Annotated in this window: 10 protein-coding genes; 5 read left to right on the top strand and 5 right to left on the bottom strand. The window is 73.9% G+C overall.

Annotated elements, in window-relative coordinates:
• Window positions 1-8: 8 nt before the first annotated feature.
• Window positions 9-3002: an AfsR/SARP family transcriptional regulator gene (locus tag ACIBQ6_RS38545; RefSeq protein WP_397218135.1), complete on the bottom strand. Its 2994-nt coding sequence runs from the start codon at window positions 3000-3002 to the stop codon at window positions 9-11.
• Window positions 3003-3154: 152 nt separating this feature from the next.
• Window positions 3155-9220 (bottom strand): phospholipase A2, encoded by a 6066-nt coding sequence (locus ACIBQ6_RS38540; protein ID WP_397218133.1) that lies wholly within the window; start codon window positions 9218-9220, stop codon window positions 3155-3157.
• A gap of 228 nt (window positions 9221-9448) precedes the next feature.
• On the opposite strand from ACIBQ6_RS38540, the gene ACIBQ6_RS38535 reads away from it, so the two are divergent.
• The 5 genes from ACIBQ6_RS38535 (at window position 9449) to ACIBQ6_RS38515 (ending at window position 14885) form a co-directional block, all read left to right on the top strand.
• The gene (locus ACIBQ6_RS38535) at window positions 9449-11218 is read left to right on the top strand and encodes an ABC transporter ATP-binding protein (protein WP_397218131.1); all 1770 of its coding nucleotides are present in this window, start codon (window positions 9449-9451) and stop codon (window positions 11216-11218) included.
• Window positions 11219-11270: 52 nt separating this feature from the next.
• Complete coding sequence (locus tag ACIBQ6_RS38530) at window positions 11271-13175, top strand: ABC transporter ATP-binding protein (RefSeq protein WP_397218129.1); 1905 nt, start codon at window positions 11271-11273, stop codon at window positions 13173-13175.
• Complete coding sequence (locus ACIBQ6_RS38525; protein WP_397218127.1) at window positions 13172-13552, top strand: VOC family protein; 381 nt, start codon at window positions 13172-13174, stop codon at window positions 13550-13552. The genes ACIBQ6_RS38530 and ACIBQ6_RS38525 overlap by 4 nt, the downstream gene beginning before the upstream one ends.
• An 81-nt stretch (window positions 13553-13633) precedes the next feature.
• On the top strand, window positions 13634-14437 hold the full coding sequence (locus ACIBQ6_RS38520) for an NAD-dependent protein deacetylase (RefSeq protein WP_397218233.1): 804 nt from the start codon (window positions 13634-13636) through the stop codon (window positions 14435-14437).
• A gap of 160 nt (window positions 14438-14597) precedes the next feature.
• Window positions 14598-14885 (top strand): YchJ family metal-binding protein, encoded by a 288-nt coding sequence (locus tag ACIBQ6_RS38515; protein WP_358300042.1) that lies wholly within the window; start codon window positions 14598-14600, stop codon window positions 14883-14885.
• Here the strand turns inward: ACIBQ6_RS38515 and ACIBQ6_RS38510 are convergent.
• The 3 genes from ACIBQ6_RS38510 to ACIBQ6_RS38500 all read right to left on the bottom strand — a co-directional run bounded on the left by ACIBQ6_RS38510 (window position 14855) and on the right by ACIBQ6_RS38500 (window position 18854).
• Window positions 14855-15919 (bottom strand): DUF917 domain-containing protein, encoded by a 1065-nt coding sequence (locus ACIBQ6_RS38510; protein WP_358300040.1) that lies wholly within the window; start codon window positions 15917-15919, stop codon window positions 14855-14857. The genes ACIBQ6_RS38515 and ACIBQ6_RS38510 overlap by 31 nt on opposite strands.
• Entirely contained in the window at window positions 15912-17429 is a 1518-nt protein-coding gene (locus ACIBQ6_RS38505; RefSeq protein ID WP_358300037.1) for a hydantoinase/oxoprolinase family protein, read from the bottom strand. The genes ACIBQ6_RS38510 and ACIBQ6_RS38505 overlap by 8 nt, the downstream gene beginning before the upstream one ends.
• 105 nt (window positions 17430-17534) lie before the next feature.
• A complete protein-coding gene (locus tag ACIBQ6_RS38500) occupies window positions 17535-18854 on the bottom strand; it encodes a cytosine permease (RefSeq protein WP_352329663.1) in 1320 nt (439 codons plus the stop codon).
• Window positions 18855-18893 lie beyond the last annotated feature (39 nt).

Raw genomic sequence — 18893 nt, 5'->3', positions numbered from 1 at the left:
TCGGATACTCAACCCGCCTGAGGAGAACCGGCAAGCGAGCGAGCCTCCCGCCGGGCCGTGGCCGCGGCCGCCGGGTCGCCCGCCGCCGTGTACGCCTCGGCCAGGCTGTCCAGCGCCCCCGCCAGGAACTCCTGCCAGCCCCGCGCGCGCCACAGCCGCACCGACTCCTCCAGGTGCGCGACGGCCTCCTTCACCCGGCCCTCGGCCAGGTCCACCCCGCCCAGCACCCACAGCGCGTCGGCCCGGTGGTGGGCCAGCCGGTGGGAGCGGCTCAGCAGCTCGGCCGCCTCGGCGACCGCCCTGGCCCGCGGGTCGTGGTGGCCGGCGTACAGCTTGGCCAGGGCGACCAGGCCCATCGTCTCCAGCAGCGGGTCGCGGATCTGCCGGTAGATGGCCAGCGCCCGCACCATGTACTCCAGCCCCGCCTCGAACTCCTTGGCGTGGGCGTGGGCCAGGCCGAGGAACTGCAGGGTCGTGGCCTCGAAGCGGGGGTTGCCGAGCTTGGTGGCCAGGTCGAGGCCGCGCAGCAGGTGGACGATGGCCATCCTGATGTCCCTGGTGCCGTAGGCGACGGCCATGCACACGTGCGCCCTGGCCTCGCCGCCCTGGTGGCCGCTGCGCTCGGCCAGCTCCAGCGCGATGCGGCCCGAGCGCAGGCCCTGCGCCATGTCGCCCCGGGCCGCCTCGCCCCAGGCGCGCAGCACGTACGCGTCGGACAGGCCGCGCCGCTCGTCCAGTTCGGTGAACATGGCGATCAGGCGTTCGGCGCCGTCGTACTGGGCGGCCATGGCGCCGCCGGTCTCGGTCCAGGTGGTGGCGTGCATGAGGCCGCGCCGGATCACCGCCTCGCCCAGCCGGTCGCCGGCGGCCAGGCAGGCGGCCAGCACCCGCTCGTGCAGCGCCCGCCAGTCGTCGAACAGGCCGCTCACGTCGAAGTAGCGCTCGGCGCAGCAGGCGGTGTCCCAGGCGACCTCGGCCAGGCCGAGCGCGCACGCCTGGCGGATCGCCGCGACCAGCGCGGTGCGCTCGGTGTCGAACCAGGCCATCGGGTCCTGCCGGATCTCCAGCGGCGTGCCGTCGGGCGAGCTCCAGCGCGGGGCCGAGCCGTGGATGATGGCCGAGGAGCTGCCCTGGACGCGTTCGGTCGCCTGCTCGGCCAGCGCCAGCCAGCCGCCGAAGGCCCGGCCGAGCGCCGCCGCGACCGCCTCGGGCCGGTCCTCCAGCTCGGCACGTTCGCGGGCGTACAGGCGGACCAGGTCGTGGAAGCGGTAGCGCGGCTGCCCGGCCGGATCGACGCCGCTGATCAGCACGAGCTGGGTGTCCACCAGCGACTCCACCAGCTCCTCGCCCACCGGCACGGGCAGGTCCAGCAGCGCGCCCGCCACCCATCCGGCGAAGTCGGGCGCCTCCAGCGTGCCGAGCAACCGGAAGGCCCGCCGCGCGGCCGGTTCCAGCCCCACGTAGCTGAGCGCCAGGCTCGCCCGGACCGCCAGGTCGCCGGTCGCGAACTGGTCGAGCCGCCGCCGCTCGTCCTTGAGCTGCCCGGCCAGCCGGGTCAGCGGCCAGTGCGGCCGGGCCACCAGCCGGGCCCCGGCCACCCGCACGGCCAGCGGGATCCCGTCGGAGAGCCGGACGATCTCCGCCGCCGCCTCCGGCTCGGCCTCCACCCGCCCGGCGCCGGCGATCCTGGCCAGCAGACGCACGCCCTGCCGCAGGTGCAGCACCGACAGCTCGATCAGGGCCGCCCCGGACAGGCCGCTCAGCCTGGCCCTGCTGGTGATGATGACGGCGCAGCCGGACGTGCCCGGCAGCAGCGGGCGCACCTGCTGCTCGGAGGCGGCGTTGTCGAGCACGATCAGCATGCGCCGCTCGGCCAGGCTGCTGCGGAACAGCGCGGCCCGCTCGTCCACGCTCTCGGGCAGCGTGGAGCGCGGCACGCCGAGCGCGGTGAGGAAGGCGGCCAGCACCTGTCCGGGGTCGGCCGGGCTGGCCTCGGCGCCGTGCAGGTTCGTGTGCAGCTGGCCGTCGGGGTAGTGGCGGGCGATGCGGTGCGCGGCGTGCACGGCCAGCGTGGTCTTGCCGACGCCGCCCATGCCCGCGATCACGCACACCCGCACCTGGCCGGGGCCCTGCGGCGGTTCGTCGCCGAGCAGGGCGGTGAGCTGGGCGAGCTGCTCGCCGCGTCCGGTGAAGTCGGAGATGTCGGTCGGGAGCTGGGCGGGGGAGCGCGCCGCGGGCCCGGCGGCGCCGGCCGCGCCGCCGGGGGCCGGGTCGAGGGTGCCGGTGAGGATGGCCTGGTGCAGGCGGTTGAGCTCGGCGCCGGGGTCGAGGCCCAGCTCGGCGGCGAACACCCGGCGGGCCTCGCGGTAGCTGGCCAGCGCCTCGGCCTGCCGTCCCGACCGGGCCAGGGCGAGCATGAGCTGGCGGCGCGGGCGTTCGCGCAGCGGGTGCTCGGCGACCAGCTCGGTCAGCTCCGCGATCAGCATGGCGTGCAGGCCGCGGGCCAGGTCGGCCTCGATCCGGTGCTCCAGGGCCGCCAGGCGCTCCTCCTCCAGGCGGCGGGCGTGGTCGCGCAGCCCGGCGGTGAGGTTCAGCCCCGCGTAGGCGGGCCCGCGCCACAACGCCAGCGCCTGACGCAGCAGCGCGGCGGCCTGTTCGTGGTCGCCGCCGGACAGCGCGTCGCCGCCCCGGCCGGCCAGGGTCTCGAAGCGTTCGGCGTCCAGCTCGCCGGGGTGCACGGCCAGGACGAAACCCGCGTCGGTGCGGGTGATGCGGTCCTGGCCGAGCGTCCGGCGGAGCTGGTGCACGTACAGGCGCAGGTTGTCGGCGGCGGTGCGCGGCGGGCGCTGCTCCCACAGGGCCTCGACGAGCGTGGCGGGGGAGACCGGGCGGCCGGCCCGGCACAGGAGCTCGGCCAGCAGGGTGCGCTGCTTGCCGACGCCGAGCGGCAGCGGCCCTTGGTCATCCGAGACGTGAAGCGGCCCAAGTACGGCGAACTCCATCGCGCTCCCCGCAAGGACGTTGGTGCACAAGGAAGATCAAAGCTGCTTCAATGTGCATCAACGTCCGACTCCCGTCAACCCTGCGCCGACCGGGAGAAAAAGGCACCGGCGGGAGCCTTTCGTGGTAGCTCCCGCCGGTGGCTCATCCTAGGTCACGGGTGGCCGAAGGCGACCACCGAAAGGAAGTACGCGTACGCGATGCGGCGACATGTCCCCCTGAAGAAGTAGTGGGAGCAGACGCCCCAGTACAGGACGTAATAGAAGATGTAGTCCACCTGGTACTTGCTATGGATATACCCCATGTTGCGCAGGGCGTACCCGTAGTCGTGCATCATGCACGCCTGGCGGAAGTCGTAGCCGAGCGGCTTGTCGGGTGACTTGGTGCAGTAGTCGTAGTACACGCCGCGCACCCACCAGCCGGCCGGCGTCTTCTTCCACTGCACGTAACGCCAGCTGCCGTGGTAGTAGGCGTAGCTGACGCCGCAGTGGTTGAAGGCGAAGTGCCAGAAGTTGGTGCACCAGTACCACTTCTTGCCGTCCAGGTCGGCGTTGGAGGTCGGCGACTGGTTGGCGTAGTCGTAGGCGTTGGCGCTGCCGCCCTCCACCGGGTCGGTCTGCAGGAACCGTCCCAGTTTGGGCTGGTAGAGCCGCACGCCCATGAGGATCGTGCCGTCGGGGGTGTCGGCGGCCCGCTCGGCCGCGCCGTGCCAGCCGTAGCGCATCGCGGGCTGACCGGCGCGCGGGTTGCCGAACTCGTCGAAGTCCAGCGCCAGCGGCACGCCGTCGGCGTAGACCACGTTGATGTCGTCGTGCAGGTTCGTCAGCTGCAGCCGCACGTCGCCGGTCGCCGAGGTGACCGCGGCCAGGCCGCCGGAGATGGAGTGCACGTTCCTGGTGACCGCGCCGCCCTCCACGACCCAGGCGGGCGTGTCGTCGTCGGCGTCGAAGTGCTCGACCCGCTTGCCGGCCGCACTCCACGTGCCGCCGGACAGCTGCTCCAGCGTGGTGGTGTTGCGGCGCAGCTCCGGATCCAGCGTGTACGACTGCCGCACCGCCCCCGACGTCATCTGCCGGACCAGGTCGGTGGTGTAGTACTCCGCCTTCAGCCCGGCCGGCGTGGCCGTGGTGCGGCCGTAGGCGTCGTACTCGTAGCCGGCGTCGGCCAGCCGGTCGCCGCCGTCGTAGGCGTGGTTCTCGGTGACCGCCCCCGAGCCGTCGCAGGCGCTCGTGGTCAGCCCCGTCCTGTTGGAGTTGGCGTCGTAGCCGTAGGCCCGGCGCGAGCACAGGCCGCTCACGGTGTCGTCCACCGAGGCGATCCGGCCCAGCCTGTCGTAGCCGATCCTCTGGGCGGACAGCCCGTTGTGGCTCACCTGCTGGCCGTGGATCGACCAGGTCACCGAGTCGTCCAGCAGCCGCGTCCCCGCCGCCGTCCGGTAGACCCGCGAGACCGGCGCGCCGGACGGGTCCCGGGCCAGGTCGTAGGACAGGCCGCCCGGCAGGCTCTCGTGGCTGATCGAGCCGTCGACGGTGTACGTGGCGGTGAACGTCCCGGCCACCGAGTCGGTCATGGTGGCCAGCGCGCCGCGCACGTCGTCGTAGGCGTAGGTGACCGTCGAGGGCGCGCCGTCGGTCTTCCTGGTGATGCGGTCGAGGGCGTCGTACTCGACCCTGGTCACGCCGCCGTCGGCGTCGGTGTAGGACGTCTGGCGGCCCAGCGCGTCGTACTCGCGGGTGATCGAGGTGCCGTTGGAGGCCGTGGTCCTGACCCCGCGCCCGGCCGCGTCGTAGGTGGTGCTCACCTCGGGCACCGCCGTCCCGGCCCCGCCGGACACGACGGTCTTCACGATGTCGCCCGCCGGGTTGTACGTGGTCGTCGTGGTCCTGGTCACCCCGTTGGCCGTCTCGGTCACCGACGACACGCGGCCGCCGGGCTCGTAGGCGTACACCTTGGTGACCAGCTCGGCCGGACGGGTGCCGCTGTCGCCGACGCCCGTCTTGGACCTCGTCCGGCACAGTTGCCCGGCCCACTCGGCCTTGCCGCCGCACGCGCCGGCGCCGTCGGCCGTGTAGTACTCGCTGGTCGTGGTGCCCGCGTCGTCGCCCGACGACTTCGGCATCGTGGTGGCGACCACCCGGCCGTCGGAGTCGTACGCGGTCGTCTTGGTGATCGCCAGGCCGCCGGGGTCCTCCACCGTCCTGACGCTCTTGCCGGTGTTCCAGTCGTAGTATGTCCGGCTCGTCCGCACGTCGGCGTCCGAGGTCGCGCCGGGCACGTACGCGCCCACCGCCACCGTCGTGGCCAGGTTCGACACCTTGGCGTCGGCCGGCCGGCCCTCGTCGAAGGTGTTGACCGTGTGCTTCCTGGCCGCGACCTGCGTGCCGTTCAGCGTGACCAGGTGCAGCGGGCCCAGCTCGGAGACCATCCGCTGCCCGTCGGAGCTGTAGGCGGACTCCTCGGCCAGCAGCCGCGCCCGGTCGGCGGGCGAGGCGTTGAGCAGCCCGAGCCGGGTCAGCTCGGCGCCCGCGTCCGGCGTCTGGGCCAGGGCGAGCGCCCTGTTGCCGGCCGACAGCGACAACACCGTGTTGCCCTGCGCGTCGTACTGGCTGGTGGAGACCGCGCCGCCGGGCTCCACCCGGTTGACCGTCTGCCCGGAGGCGTTCAGGTAGGTGATCGTGGCCCGGCCGTAGTCGGAGGCGGCCAGGCCGCCGCGCCCGGTGTGGTTGGCCGGCACCTGGTCGGCCGGGAAGATCGCGGTCGCGTCCACCGGGGAGTCGCTCTGCCCCCAGGCGGCCGTGGCCGTCTCGCTCATCCCGTACGGCGCCCCCGTCCCGCTGATCGGCACGTCGTAGACCACCGACGTGACCGCGGTGCCGTTCGTCTCGCTCGGCGTGCCGGGCCGCAGCGTCGGGCGGGAGACCGCGAGCAGCATGCCGTCCGCGGCGGTGTCGGCGTTGCCCGCCTTGCCGTAGCCGAACGTCCACGGCAGCTCGCCGGGCGGGGTGTAGCGGTTCACCCGGCCGCCGAGGTCGTAGTCGTAGCGCGTCCTGATGTCGGGGGTGGCCGGGTTCCACTGCTCGCGCAGACGGCCCAGGTCGTCGTAGCGGTACTCCGACAGGCCCAGCGGCGCGCTCGCGCCGCCCTCCCACAGGCTGATCGCCTTGACCTGCCCGGCCACGTCGCCGAGCTGCGCGCCCGCGGTCGTGGTCGTGGCATAGTCCAGCTTGATCAGGCGGCAGCCCTGCGGCAGGCTCGCCAGCGTGTCCACGTCGCAGTCGGCCTGCGTGTACGACGGCGCGATGATCTTGACCGGCCGGGCCAGCGCCTTGCCGTCCGAGCCGGTCACCGACTGCCACACGAACGCCGTGCTGCCCTTGCCGCTGGCCGGGTAGACCGCCCGCACCAGGTAGATCGGCGCGGCGGCGTCCACCTTCGCGAACACCGTGCGCTCGGCCGAGTTCGTGTCCGACAGGGTGTAGCGGTCGGCCGCGGCGTCGAAGGTCAGCTTCAGGCTCGCCGCGTCCTGCTGCGGTTCGTACGAGCCGTCGGCGTTCTTGGTGAAGGCCACCGCAGAGCCCTCGCCGCTCAGCTCGACCGAGGTGGCGGAGGTGGCCCGGAGCTGGGCGAACGTGCCCTGACCCGACTGGGCGAGCCCGGTCGGCGTCCACTCGGTGCCGAAGATCGCCGCCACGCCGGGCAGCGCCGAGCCCTTGCGCGGGTCACGCGAGGAGAACGAGCGCATCAGGCCGATGCCGTACACGTTGGCGTCCGTGGCGGCCATCCTGAAGTCGCCGGTCAGCGTGTTGACCGAGCCGGGGCCGACCGGCTGGGTGGAGGCGCCCTCGCCGTCCCGGTCCACGACCAGGTCCACCGGCTGGGAGGCGGCCGTGCCCGAGGAGGTGACGAACTCGGCCCTGATCTCGATCGAGCCGTCCTCGGTCAGCGTGTGCGTGGTGTCCCAGAGCAGCTCGGGTGAGGCGCCCGCGCTCATCGCCACCGGCCAGGCGACCGCCGAGCCGTCGGACTTCCTGCGCACGTCGGCCGCGGGCACCTGGTGCCAGGAGTCGGCCTCGCCGCGCCGGTAGGAGAAGGCGACCGCGCTCAGCCCCGCGCTGCCGGTGGCCGACAGGACCGTCCGGCGGGCGGTGGACTGCCCGTCCTTGGGCGAGGTGACCGCCGAGCCGCCCGCGTTGAACGCGTACGTCGTCGCCTCCGACAGATTGCCCGCCTTGTCCTTGACCCACGCCTTGAGCGTGTGCGGGCCGTCGGCGGGCGGCGTCCAGCTCACCGTGTGCGGCGCGCCGGAATTGGCGGCGGACTGCTGTGCGCCGCCGTCGAACGACCACAACACCGAGGACGCGTCGGCCGAGGCCGGCGTGACGGTGAACTGGCCGGCCTGACCGGCGCCCTTGGCCCAGGCGTCCTCCGGGTAGTCGTTCGAGGACACCTCGGGGGCGGGCGGCGGGGCGGCGTCCACCGTGAAGGCGAACCACGCCGACCAGGGGCCGTAGTCCGTGCCGTCGTGCGAGCGCACCCGCCAGGCGTACGACGTGCTCGCCAGGGCCGTGCCGGCCTTCCAGGAGGCGGTGGCGCCGTTCGCCACGTTCGCGGCCGAGCCGCCGGTCACCTTGGTCGCGTGGTCGGCCGTCCAGATCTCGAAGTCGGCCCGCTGCGCCTGCCCGTCGGCGTCGCTCACCTTGGCCGACAGCGTCGGCTGCGCCGCGCCCACCACGGCCGGGCTGGCGCACACCGAGCAGGGCGCGACGGCCAGGGCCGACGGCGTGCCCGGCAGCGAGTTGTAGGTGATCGCGATGTTGGGGTTGTTGGCGAAGCGCTTCCAGTAGTAGTTGTCGGTCTCGCTGCCGGCCTTGACCATGAAGGTGACCGACGTGCCGTTCGCGCTCACCACGCTCTGCACCGCGCTGGTGACGTCCCAGCCGACCCAGGCCGCCGGGCAGCTCGACGCGCCGCCCTGACCGGCCGACGACCAGCCGTAGGCGACGTTCTTGGCGCCGATGTTCAGGTTCGAGGCGGGCTGGTTGTTCCACGTCGTGCCCGAGCCGACGGCCGCGGTCCTGTGCAGCTCGACGTTCCGCGCCGAGCAGGACCAGGCCCACGTCTCCTTGATGTTGAACGTGGCCGCCGTGATGTGCTTGCCGGCCAGGCCCGACAGGCCCATGTTGAAGAACGAGCGCCGCTTGTAGCCGCCGCCGTTGCTGGTGCCGGCCGTCGCGTCGTTCGCCGAGTTCCAGTACGCGCTGGTGGGATAGGCCGAGTCCACGTACGTCCAGCCGGACTTGGCCGAGGTGAAGCTCGGGTCGATCGTCACCGGGTAGACCGTGGCGGGGTCGGCCAGCAGCGCGGCGTCGGGGGTGACGCGCAGCTCGCGGCCCGACAGTCGCACGCCCATCCTGGCCCGCCGGCCCGGCTGGGCGGCCAGCACCGGGGTGGCCGGGTTGCGGGTCATGGCCGACTCGGTGGCGGCGTCCCACATCTCCGGCGCCGCCGAGCCGAACACCGGCTCACCCTTGGCGTCGAGGATCGAGACGTTGCCGTGCTTGTCGGTCCTGACCTCGCCCTTCTTCACCGACGTGGCGAACGTCAGCTCCTTCAGCGCCGGGTTCGCCGCGGCCTGCCGGGTCTTGACGACGAGCTTCTCGGCGAAGCCGTCCACGTCCGCGGTCAGCACCAGGTCCACGCCAGGCAGCACGTCGGGGTAGGTGGCGGTGGCGCCGTCCAGCACCGGCTCGGGCAGGGAGCCGAGCGGTGTGCCGAGCGTGAGGCGGGTGCCCCGCTCGGCGGCGGTGACCAGCGGGCCGTCGCCGCCGCCGGAGAAGCTGTAGGAGACCGCTGCGGCCTTCGGCGCGACCGTGCCGTCCTGGCTCGCCGCGAGCGTCGGGTCGGCGGGCACCCACGCCTCGCCCCGCTTGACCCGGACCGGGCGGTAGCGGTGCTCCTGGGTGACCGTGCCGGCCGGGTTGACGAAGAACTCGTCGGTCTCGGTGGTCAGCGAGACCGCCCTGATCCGCTTGCCGCAGACCGCGGCGGCCAGCCGGGCGGAGATCTCGGTGGGCATCTCGTCCGGGCAGGCGACCGCCGCCCGCGCCTTGGCGGGCGCGGGCGGGGCGGCCCGCGCGGGAAGCGGCACGAGGGCCGTGGATGTCAGCAACAGGACGACGAGCGGCGGTAAGGGAGTCAGCCGCCTGGGTTTCTTCAACACCGTCCAACCTCCGCGGGGGGTGTAAGGCCGTTCGGTGCTCAGCGTGAGCAGCGGCTGTATAGGCGGCGTATAGATCCCGTAGGCGGCCAAAACCGGTTGCGGCGCGGCGCGGGCGGCTGTTGTACTTCCCGGCGGCACCGATCGCCGGACGAAGGAGCGGATCGATGAGGACAGCGTTCATGACCTCCCAGCACAGGACACCCACCTCTACAGAGGGCATGACGCTTCTTGAGATCCCCGCTCACCAGGACACGTCCGCATGTAGCTAGACCCGCCCGGCAGGCCCTGCGCCACCTGCGGCCCGGCCCGCGCGCCGCGCTCGCGCTGGGCGCCGCCACCGCCGCGGCCACCGCGCTGCCGCTGGCCGCGCCCCACGTCACCCGCCGCTTCGTCGACGACGCCGCCGGCGGCGCCGGGCTGCGCCACCTGATCGTGATCGCGCTCGGCTACCTCGCCCTGGCCGCCGCCGGTCAGGCCGCCCGCATGGCCGCCGCCTGGCTCGCCGGCCGCCTGGCCTGGGACGGCACCAACCGCCTGCGCGAACACCTGGCCGGGCACGTGCTCGGCCTCGACCTGGCCTTCCACGCCCGCCACTCGCCCGGCGAGCTGATCGAACGCGTCGACGGCGACGTGGCGGCCGTGGCCGATTTCGTCGTCGCCTTCGTCCTCGACGTCGTGGCCGGGCTGCTGCTGCTGGCCGGCGTGCTCGCCGTCGTGTTCACCGTCGACTGGCGGCTGGGCGCGGCGCTGCTGGCCTACTGTCTGCTGACCGGGCTCGCCATGACGGGCGCGCAGCGGCTCGCCGTGCCGTCGGCGACCCGGTCGCGGGAGGCGAGCGCCGCGCTCTACGGCCACCTCGAAGAGCGGCTGGCCGGAGCCGAGGACCTGCGGGCCAACGGCGCGGGCGGGCACGCGCTCGGCCGCTTCCACCAGGTCGCCGGGGCCTGGTTCCGCGCCGAGTGGCACGGCTCGCGCATCGCGGGCGGCCTGCTCGCGGCCACGAACGTGGCGTTCGCGGCCGGGACCGCGCTGATGCTCGCCCTGGCCGCCTGGCTGCTGGACGCCGGGGCGCTGACGGTCGGCACCGCCGTGCTGCTCTTCCAGTACACCCTGATGATCCGCACGCCGTTCGAGCGGCTGATCGACCAGCTCAGGCAGTTCCAGGGGGCGCTGGCCGGGTTCGCCCGCATCGGCTCCCTGCTGGCCGAGCGGCCCGCGCTGCCCGTCCGCGCCGTGCCCCGGCCGCTGCCCGCCTCGGGCGCACTCGGCCTGCGGCTGGACGACGTGAGCTTCGCCTACCCCGACGACGGCGAGACCGCGCTGTCGGGCATCACCCTCACCCTGGCCCCCGGCGAACGCCTGGGCCTGGTCGGACGCACCGGCAGCGGCAAGACCACGCTCGCCAAGCTGCTGCTGCGCCTGTACGACCCGACCGGCGGCACGGTCGAGATCGGCGGCCTCGACCTGCGCGAGTGCGACCCGGAGTCGCTGCGCCGCCGGGTCGGCGTGGTCACCCAGGACGTACGGCTGTTCGACGGCAGCGTCCGCGACAACCTCACGCTGTTCGGCGCCCTGACCGACCCCCGCCACGACGACGCTCACCTGCTGGAGGTGCTGGCCGGGGTGGGGCTGGGCAACTGGCCGGCCGCGCTGCCCGGCGGGCTCGACGGCGAGCCGGGCGGCCTGTCGGCGGGGGAGGCCCAGTTGCTGGCCTTCGCGCGGGCCTTCCTGGCCGACCCCGGCCTGGTGATCCTGGACGAGGCGTCCAGCAGGCTCGACCCGGCCACCGAACGGCACGTCGAGGACGGCGTACGGCGGCTGCTGGACGGGCGGAGCGGCGTGCTCATCGCGCACCGGCTCTCCTCGCTGGCGCACGTGGACAAGATCGCCGTGCTGGAACGCGGCAAGCTCGTCGAGTACGGCCGCCGCGCCGACCTGGCCGCCGACCCCGGCAGCAGGTTCGGCCGGCTCCTGGACGCCGCGGGGGTGAGCCGGTGAACGCGCGCCGGGCTAGGCTCGGCCGGCTCCCGGACCCCGCCGGGACGAGCCGGTGAGCGCGCGCCGGGCCCTGGCGGTGGCGGGCCGCCTGATCGGCTTCGACGTGCGCCTGTACGCGCTGCAGATCCTGCTGTGGCTGCCGGTCCACGTGCTGCCGCTCGGCGGCGGCCTCGTGCTGCGGCAGCTCTTCGACCAGATCAGCGGGCACAGCCCGGCGACGTTGCGGCAGTCGTTGTGGCTGTGCGCGGCGTTCGCGGGCGTCGAGCTGGTCCGCGGGATCGTCCTGGTGTTCGCCTGGTCCTACGGCTCCTACTGGTGGGACGCGGCGGCCACGCTGCTGCGCGCCAACGTCCTGGGCTCGGTGCTGACCGCGCGCGGCCCGGTCGCCGCCCGGCTGCCGCGCTCCCCGGGCGAGTCGCTGGCCCGGCTGCGTGACGACGTGGCCGAGCTGGTCGAGCTCGCCGACGAGTCCGTCCCCCTGGCCGGAGGCGTGCTGTTCGGCGGGGTGGCGCTGGCGGTCATGGTCTCGATCGACCCCGTGGTCACCGTGACGCTGGTCGTGCCGATGCTCGCGATCGGCGTGCTGAGCAGGCTCATGGGACGGGTGATCAGACGGCGGCACCAGCGGGCCAGGGAACTGGGCGCGGGCGTGACGGCCTTCGTCGGCGAACTGTTCGGCGGCGTGCTCACGCTGAAGACGGCCGGGGCCGAGCGGGCGGCGCTGGACCGCCTGCGCACGCTCAACGCCCGCCGCCGGGACGCCGCCGTAGGCAGCCGCCTGGCCACCGACCTGCTGGAGGCCGCCACGGGCACCACGGTCGAGCTGGGCGTCGGCGTCGTGCTGCTGCTGGCCGCCGGGGCGATGCGGCGCGGCGAGTTCACCGTGGGCGACCTCGCGCTGTTCACCAGCTACGTCGGCTGGCTCACCGCGCTGCCCCGCACCATCGGCTCCATCCTGTACCGCCTGCCCAGGGCGGACGTCTCCGCCGAACGCCTGACCGCCCTGCTCGCCCCCCACCAGGACACCCCCGACCTGACCCGCGACCACCCCCTCCACCTCCGTCCCGCCCCAGGCCCGGAAGGACCGCCCCCGAGCCCGCACCTCAGTCCCACCTCGCCCCCGCCTTCGGGAAGGTCGCCCCTGAGGCGCGCCCCCCGCCTCCCCGCACCGCCCATGGAACCGCCCTCGGGCGGGGAGGGGCCGCCGACCGCGCCGACGACGCTGGAGGTGCTGGAGGTACGTGGGTTGAGCGTCGTGCACCCCGGTGGTCGCGGGGTGCACGACGTGGATCTGACGCTCCGGCGCGGCACGTTCACCGTCGTCACCGGGGCCGTCGGCGCGGGCAAGACCACGCTCGTGCGCGCCGTACTCGGCCTGCTGCCCCTCGACACGGGGGCGATCACCTGGAACGGCCGCCCGGTGCCCGACCCGGGCGCGTTCCTGGTGCCGGGACGGGCGGCGTACGCGAGCCAGATCCCGCGCCTGTTCTCGGAGACCCTGCGCGAGAACCTGCTCCTCGGCCTGCCCGCGGGCGACGCCGACCTGGCCCGCGCCCTGGAACTGGCCGCCTTCGAGGACGACCTGGCCGCCATGCCGGACGGCCTGGAGACCGTCGTCGGCCCCCGGGGCGTGCGTCTGTCCGGCGGCCAGGTGCAGCGCGCCACCGCCGCCCGCGCCCTGGTCCGCGCCCCGGACCTGCTCGTCGTGGACGACGTGTCGTCCGCCCTGGACGTCGGGACCGAGAACCTGCTGTGGGAGCGCGTCGCCCGGTACGGCCCCGCCACGCTGCTGGTGGTCTCCTCCCGCCGGGCCGCGCTCGAACGCGCCGACCAGGTGGTCGTCCTCGACCGGGGCCGCGTCGCGGGCCGCGGGCCGCTGGGGGAGTTGCTGCGCATGTGTCCCGAGATGCGGAGACTATGGGATGGAGAGCCGATCGAGGAGCGAGGGACCACATGAGGATCGACCGCCTGGACCACCTGGTGCTGACCGTCGCCGACGTCGAGGCCGCGGTGCGCTTCTACACCACGGTGCTGGGGATGGAGGCGGTGACGTTCGGCGCGGGGCGGCGGGCGCTGGCGTTCGGGCAGAGCAAGATCAACCTGCACGAGGCGGGACGCGAGTTCGAGCCGAAGGCGGCCCGGCCCGTGCCCGGCAGCGCCGACCTGTGCCTGATCACCGCCGACCCCGTCGAGACGGTCATGGACGAGCTGGCCCGGCACGGCGTCGGGATCGAGGAGGGCCCTGTGGAGCGGACCGGAGCGCTCGGCCCCATCAGGAGCGTCTACCTGCGGGACCCCGACGGGAACCTGATCGAGCTCAGCAACTATCTCTGACCGGGCATTATGGATGGTGTGCAAGAGACTGCGACAGCACCCGTGACGGCACCCGCGACGGCGCCCGTGGCGGCACCGGCGATGGCGTCGCTGGCCGAGCTGGTGGCCGGTGGCGGCGTCGTGGTGCTCAGCGGGGCCGGGCTGTCCACCGAGTCCGGCATTCCCGACTATCGGGGCCCGACCGGGCGGTCCCGGCGTGCCGAGCCGATGACGTACCAGCGCTTCACCGGCAGCGCCGAGGCGCGCCGGCGCTACTGGGCGCGCAGCCACGTCGGCTGGCGGCAGATCGGCCGGGCTGCCCCCAACGCCGGCCATCGCGCGGTGGCCGAGCTGGAGCGGCGCGGCCTGCTGGCCGGCATCGTCACCCAGAACGTCGACGGGCTCCACCAGGCCGCCGGGGCGCGCCGGGTGATCGAGCTGCACGGCGGCCTCGACCGCGTCGTGTGCCTGTCGTGCCGCGAACGCACCCCGCGTGCCGAGCTGGAGCGCCGCCTCAGCGCGGCCAACCCGCGCTGGGCCGCCGAGGGCCGCGTCAACCCCGACGGCGACGCCGCCCTCACCGACGCCCAGGTCGCCGGGTTCCAGGTGGTCGACTGCGTCTCCTGCGGCGGTCTGCTCAAGCCCGACGTGATCTTCTTCGGCGAGAACGTGCCGAGGGATCGGGTGGCGGAGTGCTTCGCGCTCGTGGGCGGGGCGCGCTCGCTGCTCGTGCTGGGGTCGTCGCTGGCGATCAGGTCGGGGCTGCGCTTCGTCACCAGGGCCGCCGAGCTCGGGCTGCCCGTCGCCATCGTCAACCAGGGCCCGACCGGCGCCGACGCCGACGCCGACCTTCTGCTCGACGCCCCGCTCGGCGCCACCCTGACCGAGCTGGCCGCCCGCCTCTGACCCGCACGCCCGTGCCGGGCGGAGCGCGAGGCGGCGCGAGGGCGGCACAATGGGGGGCATGCCTCCTCGTCCATGCCCCTGCGGTCTGCCCGCGTCCTACGCGGACTGCTGCGGGAGATACCACCGCGGTGAGGGGTCGGCCCCCACCGCGGAGTCGCTCATGCGGTCCAGGTTCAGCGCGTTCGCCGTGGGCGACGAGGCCTATCTCATGGCCACCTGGCATCCCGCCGACCGCCCGGCCCGCCTCGACCTCGACAGGAAGGTCGCGTGGACGGAGCTGGAGGTGCTGGAGAGCACCGGCGGCAGCCCCGTCCACACCGAGGGCACCGTGCGGTTCCGCGCCCACTTCGTCAACCGGCGGGTGCCGGGCGTGCTCGACGAGCACAGCAGGTTCGTCCGGCTGGACGGCCGCTGGGTCTACGCCGGGGTCGTGGCCGGCGGCCGGTAGTCGCAGTCGTAGCCGAAGTACCGCGGCCCGGCCAGTTCCAGGCCGCCCGGCGAGGTCCAGCGCGGGTCGCAGGGCACGGCGATGACCGTGACGCGCAGGCCGTAGCGCATGGCCTCGGTGGTGACCGGCTCGCCCGAGTCGGTGTCCAGCACGCAGATCAGGTCGGGCGTGGTGGCCACGATCTCGCCGTCCCGGCGGGCCAGCAGGTGCTCGTTCTGGAAGCTGAGCTCCAGCGTGCCGGTGCCCTCCAGACGGGCCTGGCCGCGGGCGAAGCCGCCGGTGGTGCGGCGCTCGACGTCCACGACCTTGCCGGTGAACAGCTTCAGGCCGCCCAGCACGTCCAGGGCCGCCGCCACCGGGTCGGCGTGCCCGGCGCGGGCCAGCCGCACGGCCCGGCCCAGGTCCTCGGCCAGCGTCAGCGTGGCCGGCACCAGACCGTCGCGCAGCTGGTCGCCGCGCATGACGGTGTCGGCGCAGGAGACCTGGCAGCCCATCTGCACGCACGCCGCCCTGGCCAGGCGCTCGGCCCACACGTTGGACACCGTCTCCAGCACCAGCGTGTTGCCCTTGTCGTCGGCCAGGGCCATCGGCGTGTTCGGCACGCCGATCAGCGTCGGCAGCACCATCTGCGCCTCGGGGAAGGCGCGGCCCATCGCGTCGCCGTCCACGATCGGCAGGCCCGCCTGCGCGGCGGCGGCGATCGGGATCATCGAGTTCACGCCGCCGACCTCGATGGGCACGATGTGCGTGGCCGGACGGCCGAGCACCGCCTCCAGGGCGCGCAGCGCGGTCAGCTCCTCGGTGCCCGCCGGCAGCTTCTCCAGCAGCACGGTCGGCGCCCCCATGCCCGAGACCGCCACGACGGTCGCGTCCGCGGGCACCTCGTCGATGGCCACCAGCGGCACGGGGCCGTGCCGGCGGATGGCCTCGCGGGCCAGCAGCTTGCCCACGTACGGGTCGCCGCCGCCGCCGGTGCCGAGGATCCCGGCGCCGCGCGCCATGTCGTCCAGCCGGTCGATTCCGATCTCACGCATCGATCTTCTCCAGGTCCAGGTCGCCGACGGCCTTCACCCTGATCCGGGTGGCGTCGCCGGGCAGGTAGGCGAGCGGCAGCTCCTCCACGTCCACGATCCGCACGCTGCCCGCGCGGGCGCCGCCGCGCTCGGCGCGGATGATCGCCTCGCTCTTGGCCTCCTCCAGGATGCGCTCGCGGGGGCCGGAGAAGACCCGGTCCACCTCGCCGCCGACCTGGGCGATGGCCGCGCCGACCGCGTTGGCCACCTCGAAGTGCGCCGGGCGGCGCACGTCGTCGAAGCCGGGCAGCTCCTGGATGAGCACGCTGCCGCCGCCGACCAGCACGACGGGCAGCGGCGCGGACGAGGTGCGCATGCGGTCGACCGCCTCCGAGACGCGCTCGGCGATGAGCTTGAGCGGGCGCTGCGGGTCGACGTGCGCGACCCTGTCGCGGTCGCCGATGTCGGCCAGCCCGGCGGCCACGGCCAGGTCGGTGGCGGTCAGCGTGCCGCCGCCGAACACCAGCGCCTCCTCGGTCAGCCGGTAGCCGACGCTGCGCGGGCCGGTGGTGCCGTCCTCGGCGACCAGCGAGCCGCCGCCGATGCCGATCGACAGCACGTCGGGGATGCGGAAGTTGGTGCGCACCTCTGCGACCAGCGCCTCGCCGGCGGCCTCGCGCGGGAACCCGCCGACCAGGATGCCCACGTCGGACGTGGTGCCGCCGATGTCCACCACCGCGCAGTCGGTCAGCCCCGACAGGTACGCCGCGCCGCGCATCGAGTTCGTCGGCCCAGACGCGAACGTGGCCACCGGGTAGCGGCGGGCCTGGTCCACGTCCATGAGGGTGCCGTCGTTCTGGGACAGGAACAGCGGCGCGTCGATCCCGGCCACCCGCAGCGCCTCGCCGAAGGCGGCCACGGTCCGGCCGGCCAGCGGGCGCAGGGCGGCGTTCACGATCGTGGCGTTCTCCCTGGCCAGCAGGCCGACCCGGCCGATCTCGCAGGACAGCGACAGGTGCACCTCGGGGCCCAGCTCGGCGGCCAGGATCTGCGCGGCCTCGCGCTCGTGGGCGTCGCTGACCGGGGAGAACACCGAGGAGATCGCGACCGTGCGCAGGCCGCGCCGCCTGATGTCGGCGGCGACGCCGCGCAGCTCGTCCGGGTCGAGGGGGGAGATGGGGGCGCCGTCGTACTCGCAGCCGCCGTGGCACAGGTAGACCGCGCCCTCGACCGCCTGGCGCAGGCGGTCGGGCCAGTCCACCAGCGGCGGCAGCGCGGCGGTGGCGGGCAGGCCGAGCCGGACGGCCGCGACCGGCTCCAGCCGGGCGGCCTCCACCAGGGCGTTCACGAAGTGGGTGGTGCCGATCATCACCGCGGACACCCGGGTGGCGCCCAGGCCGGCCAGGGCCGCGGCGACGCCGCCCGTGACGTCCGCGGTGGTGGGGGACTTGACGGTGGCCAGCACCTGGCCGTCGTCGCCGATGAGGGCGGCGTCGGTGTTGGTGCCGCCCACGTCGATGCCGATTCGCATGAAGGAGGACTCTCTTCTCGGACGGTGAGCGCGGGCCGCGCGACCCTCGGACGGTGAGCGCGGGCCGGTCGGCTCTCGGACGGTGAGCGCGGGGCCGCGCGATTCTCAGACGGTGAGCGCGGGCCGCTCGACGGGGACCTCGCGGGTGCCGCGGACCAGGCCGAGCCGGCCCGCGACGACGTAGCCCAGGCCCGCGAGGATCAGGGAGTTCAGGGCGGGGATGCCGATCCACTGGTAGTGGTCGCTGAGCCAGCCGACCAGCGCGGCGGCGGCCCAGATGACCAGCGTGGCGGGCACCCACGTCGGCTCGGTCTCGGGGAGCGTGCCGGTGGCGCGCGAGGCGTCCAGCACCGGGCGCCAGCGACGCACCACGAAGTACTCGGCGACCATGATCCCGGCGACGGGGGGCGTGATGACGCCGAGGATCAGCAGGAAGTCGGTGAAGCGCTCCAGGATCCCGGCGGCGGCCAGCACGCTGCCCAGGACGCCGATGCCGATGGTGACGGCGACCCGGTTCAGCCGCACCCCGACCGTGGACTCCACGGCGTTGAGCAGGCCGAGCGCGGCGGAGTACAGGTTCCAGTTGTTGATCTTCACGGTGGCCGAGATGAGGACGATGACGCCGATCACGCCGGAGGAGGCCGTGATGATCGCGATCACGTCCGAGGACTTGACCGCGTAGGCCAGCAGCACGCCGGCCAGGCCGAGCACGTACTCGCCGAGGGAGATGCCGACGAGGGTCTGCTTGACGACGTCGCCGGTGTTGCGGTTGAACCTGGTCATGTCGGGCGTGGTCACCGCGCCGATGATGTAGGAGCCGGCCACGATGGTGGCGCCGGTCGCGATGCTGATCGGCTCGCCGAACGGCGGCGAGGCCACCAGCGACCCCAGGTCATGTCGCGAAATTTCCACCCACATCGCCCAGCCGGCCAGGCCGAGGAACGCCGGCACGGTGATGAACGCCGTCATCCCCATCGCCTTGAACCCGCGGATGACCAGCAGCGTCACGCCGATGCCGGCGATCATGGCCCACGCCCAGAGCGGCAGCCAGGACATGATCGAGTGCAGCCCCGAGGCGAACACCGCGGTCTGCACGCCGAACCAGCCGAACAGGCTCAGGGCGATGATCACGCCGATGATCGTGGAGCCGTACCGGCCGAAGCCGGTCCAGCGGGCCAGCATGGAGGTGGACAGGCCCTCGCGCATCCCGGCGATGCCGACGAAGATGCACACCACCTCCAGGATCACCGAGCCGAGCGTGAACGCCCAGAACGCCCCCCAGAACGACAGCCCGGCGCCGAGCGTGGCGCCCAGCAGGAACTGCGTCAGGTCGGAGAGCTGGCCGAACCGCTGCACGGCCACGTTGAACCAGGAGTAGCGGGCGGCCTGCGGCACCCGCTCCAGTGGGTAGTCGGAGTCGGTCATGGTGGTCTTCCTTCGCGTCGGGGGGTCGTGGCGGGGGCT

It is taken from the genome of Nonomuraea sp. NPDC049655, from assembly GCF_044465465.1.
Taxonomy (GTDB): domain Bacteria; phylum Actinomycetota; class Actinomycetes; order Streptosporangiales; family Streptosporangiaceae; genus Nonomuraea.
The sequence above is the reverse complement of the archived record's forward strand: the minus strand, read 5'-3'. Positions and strand labels throughout refer to the sequence as shown.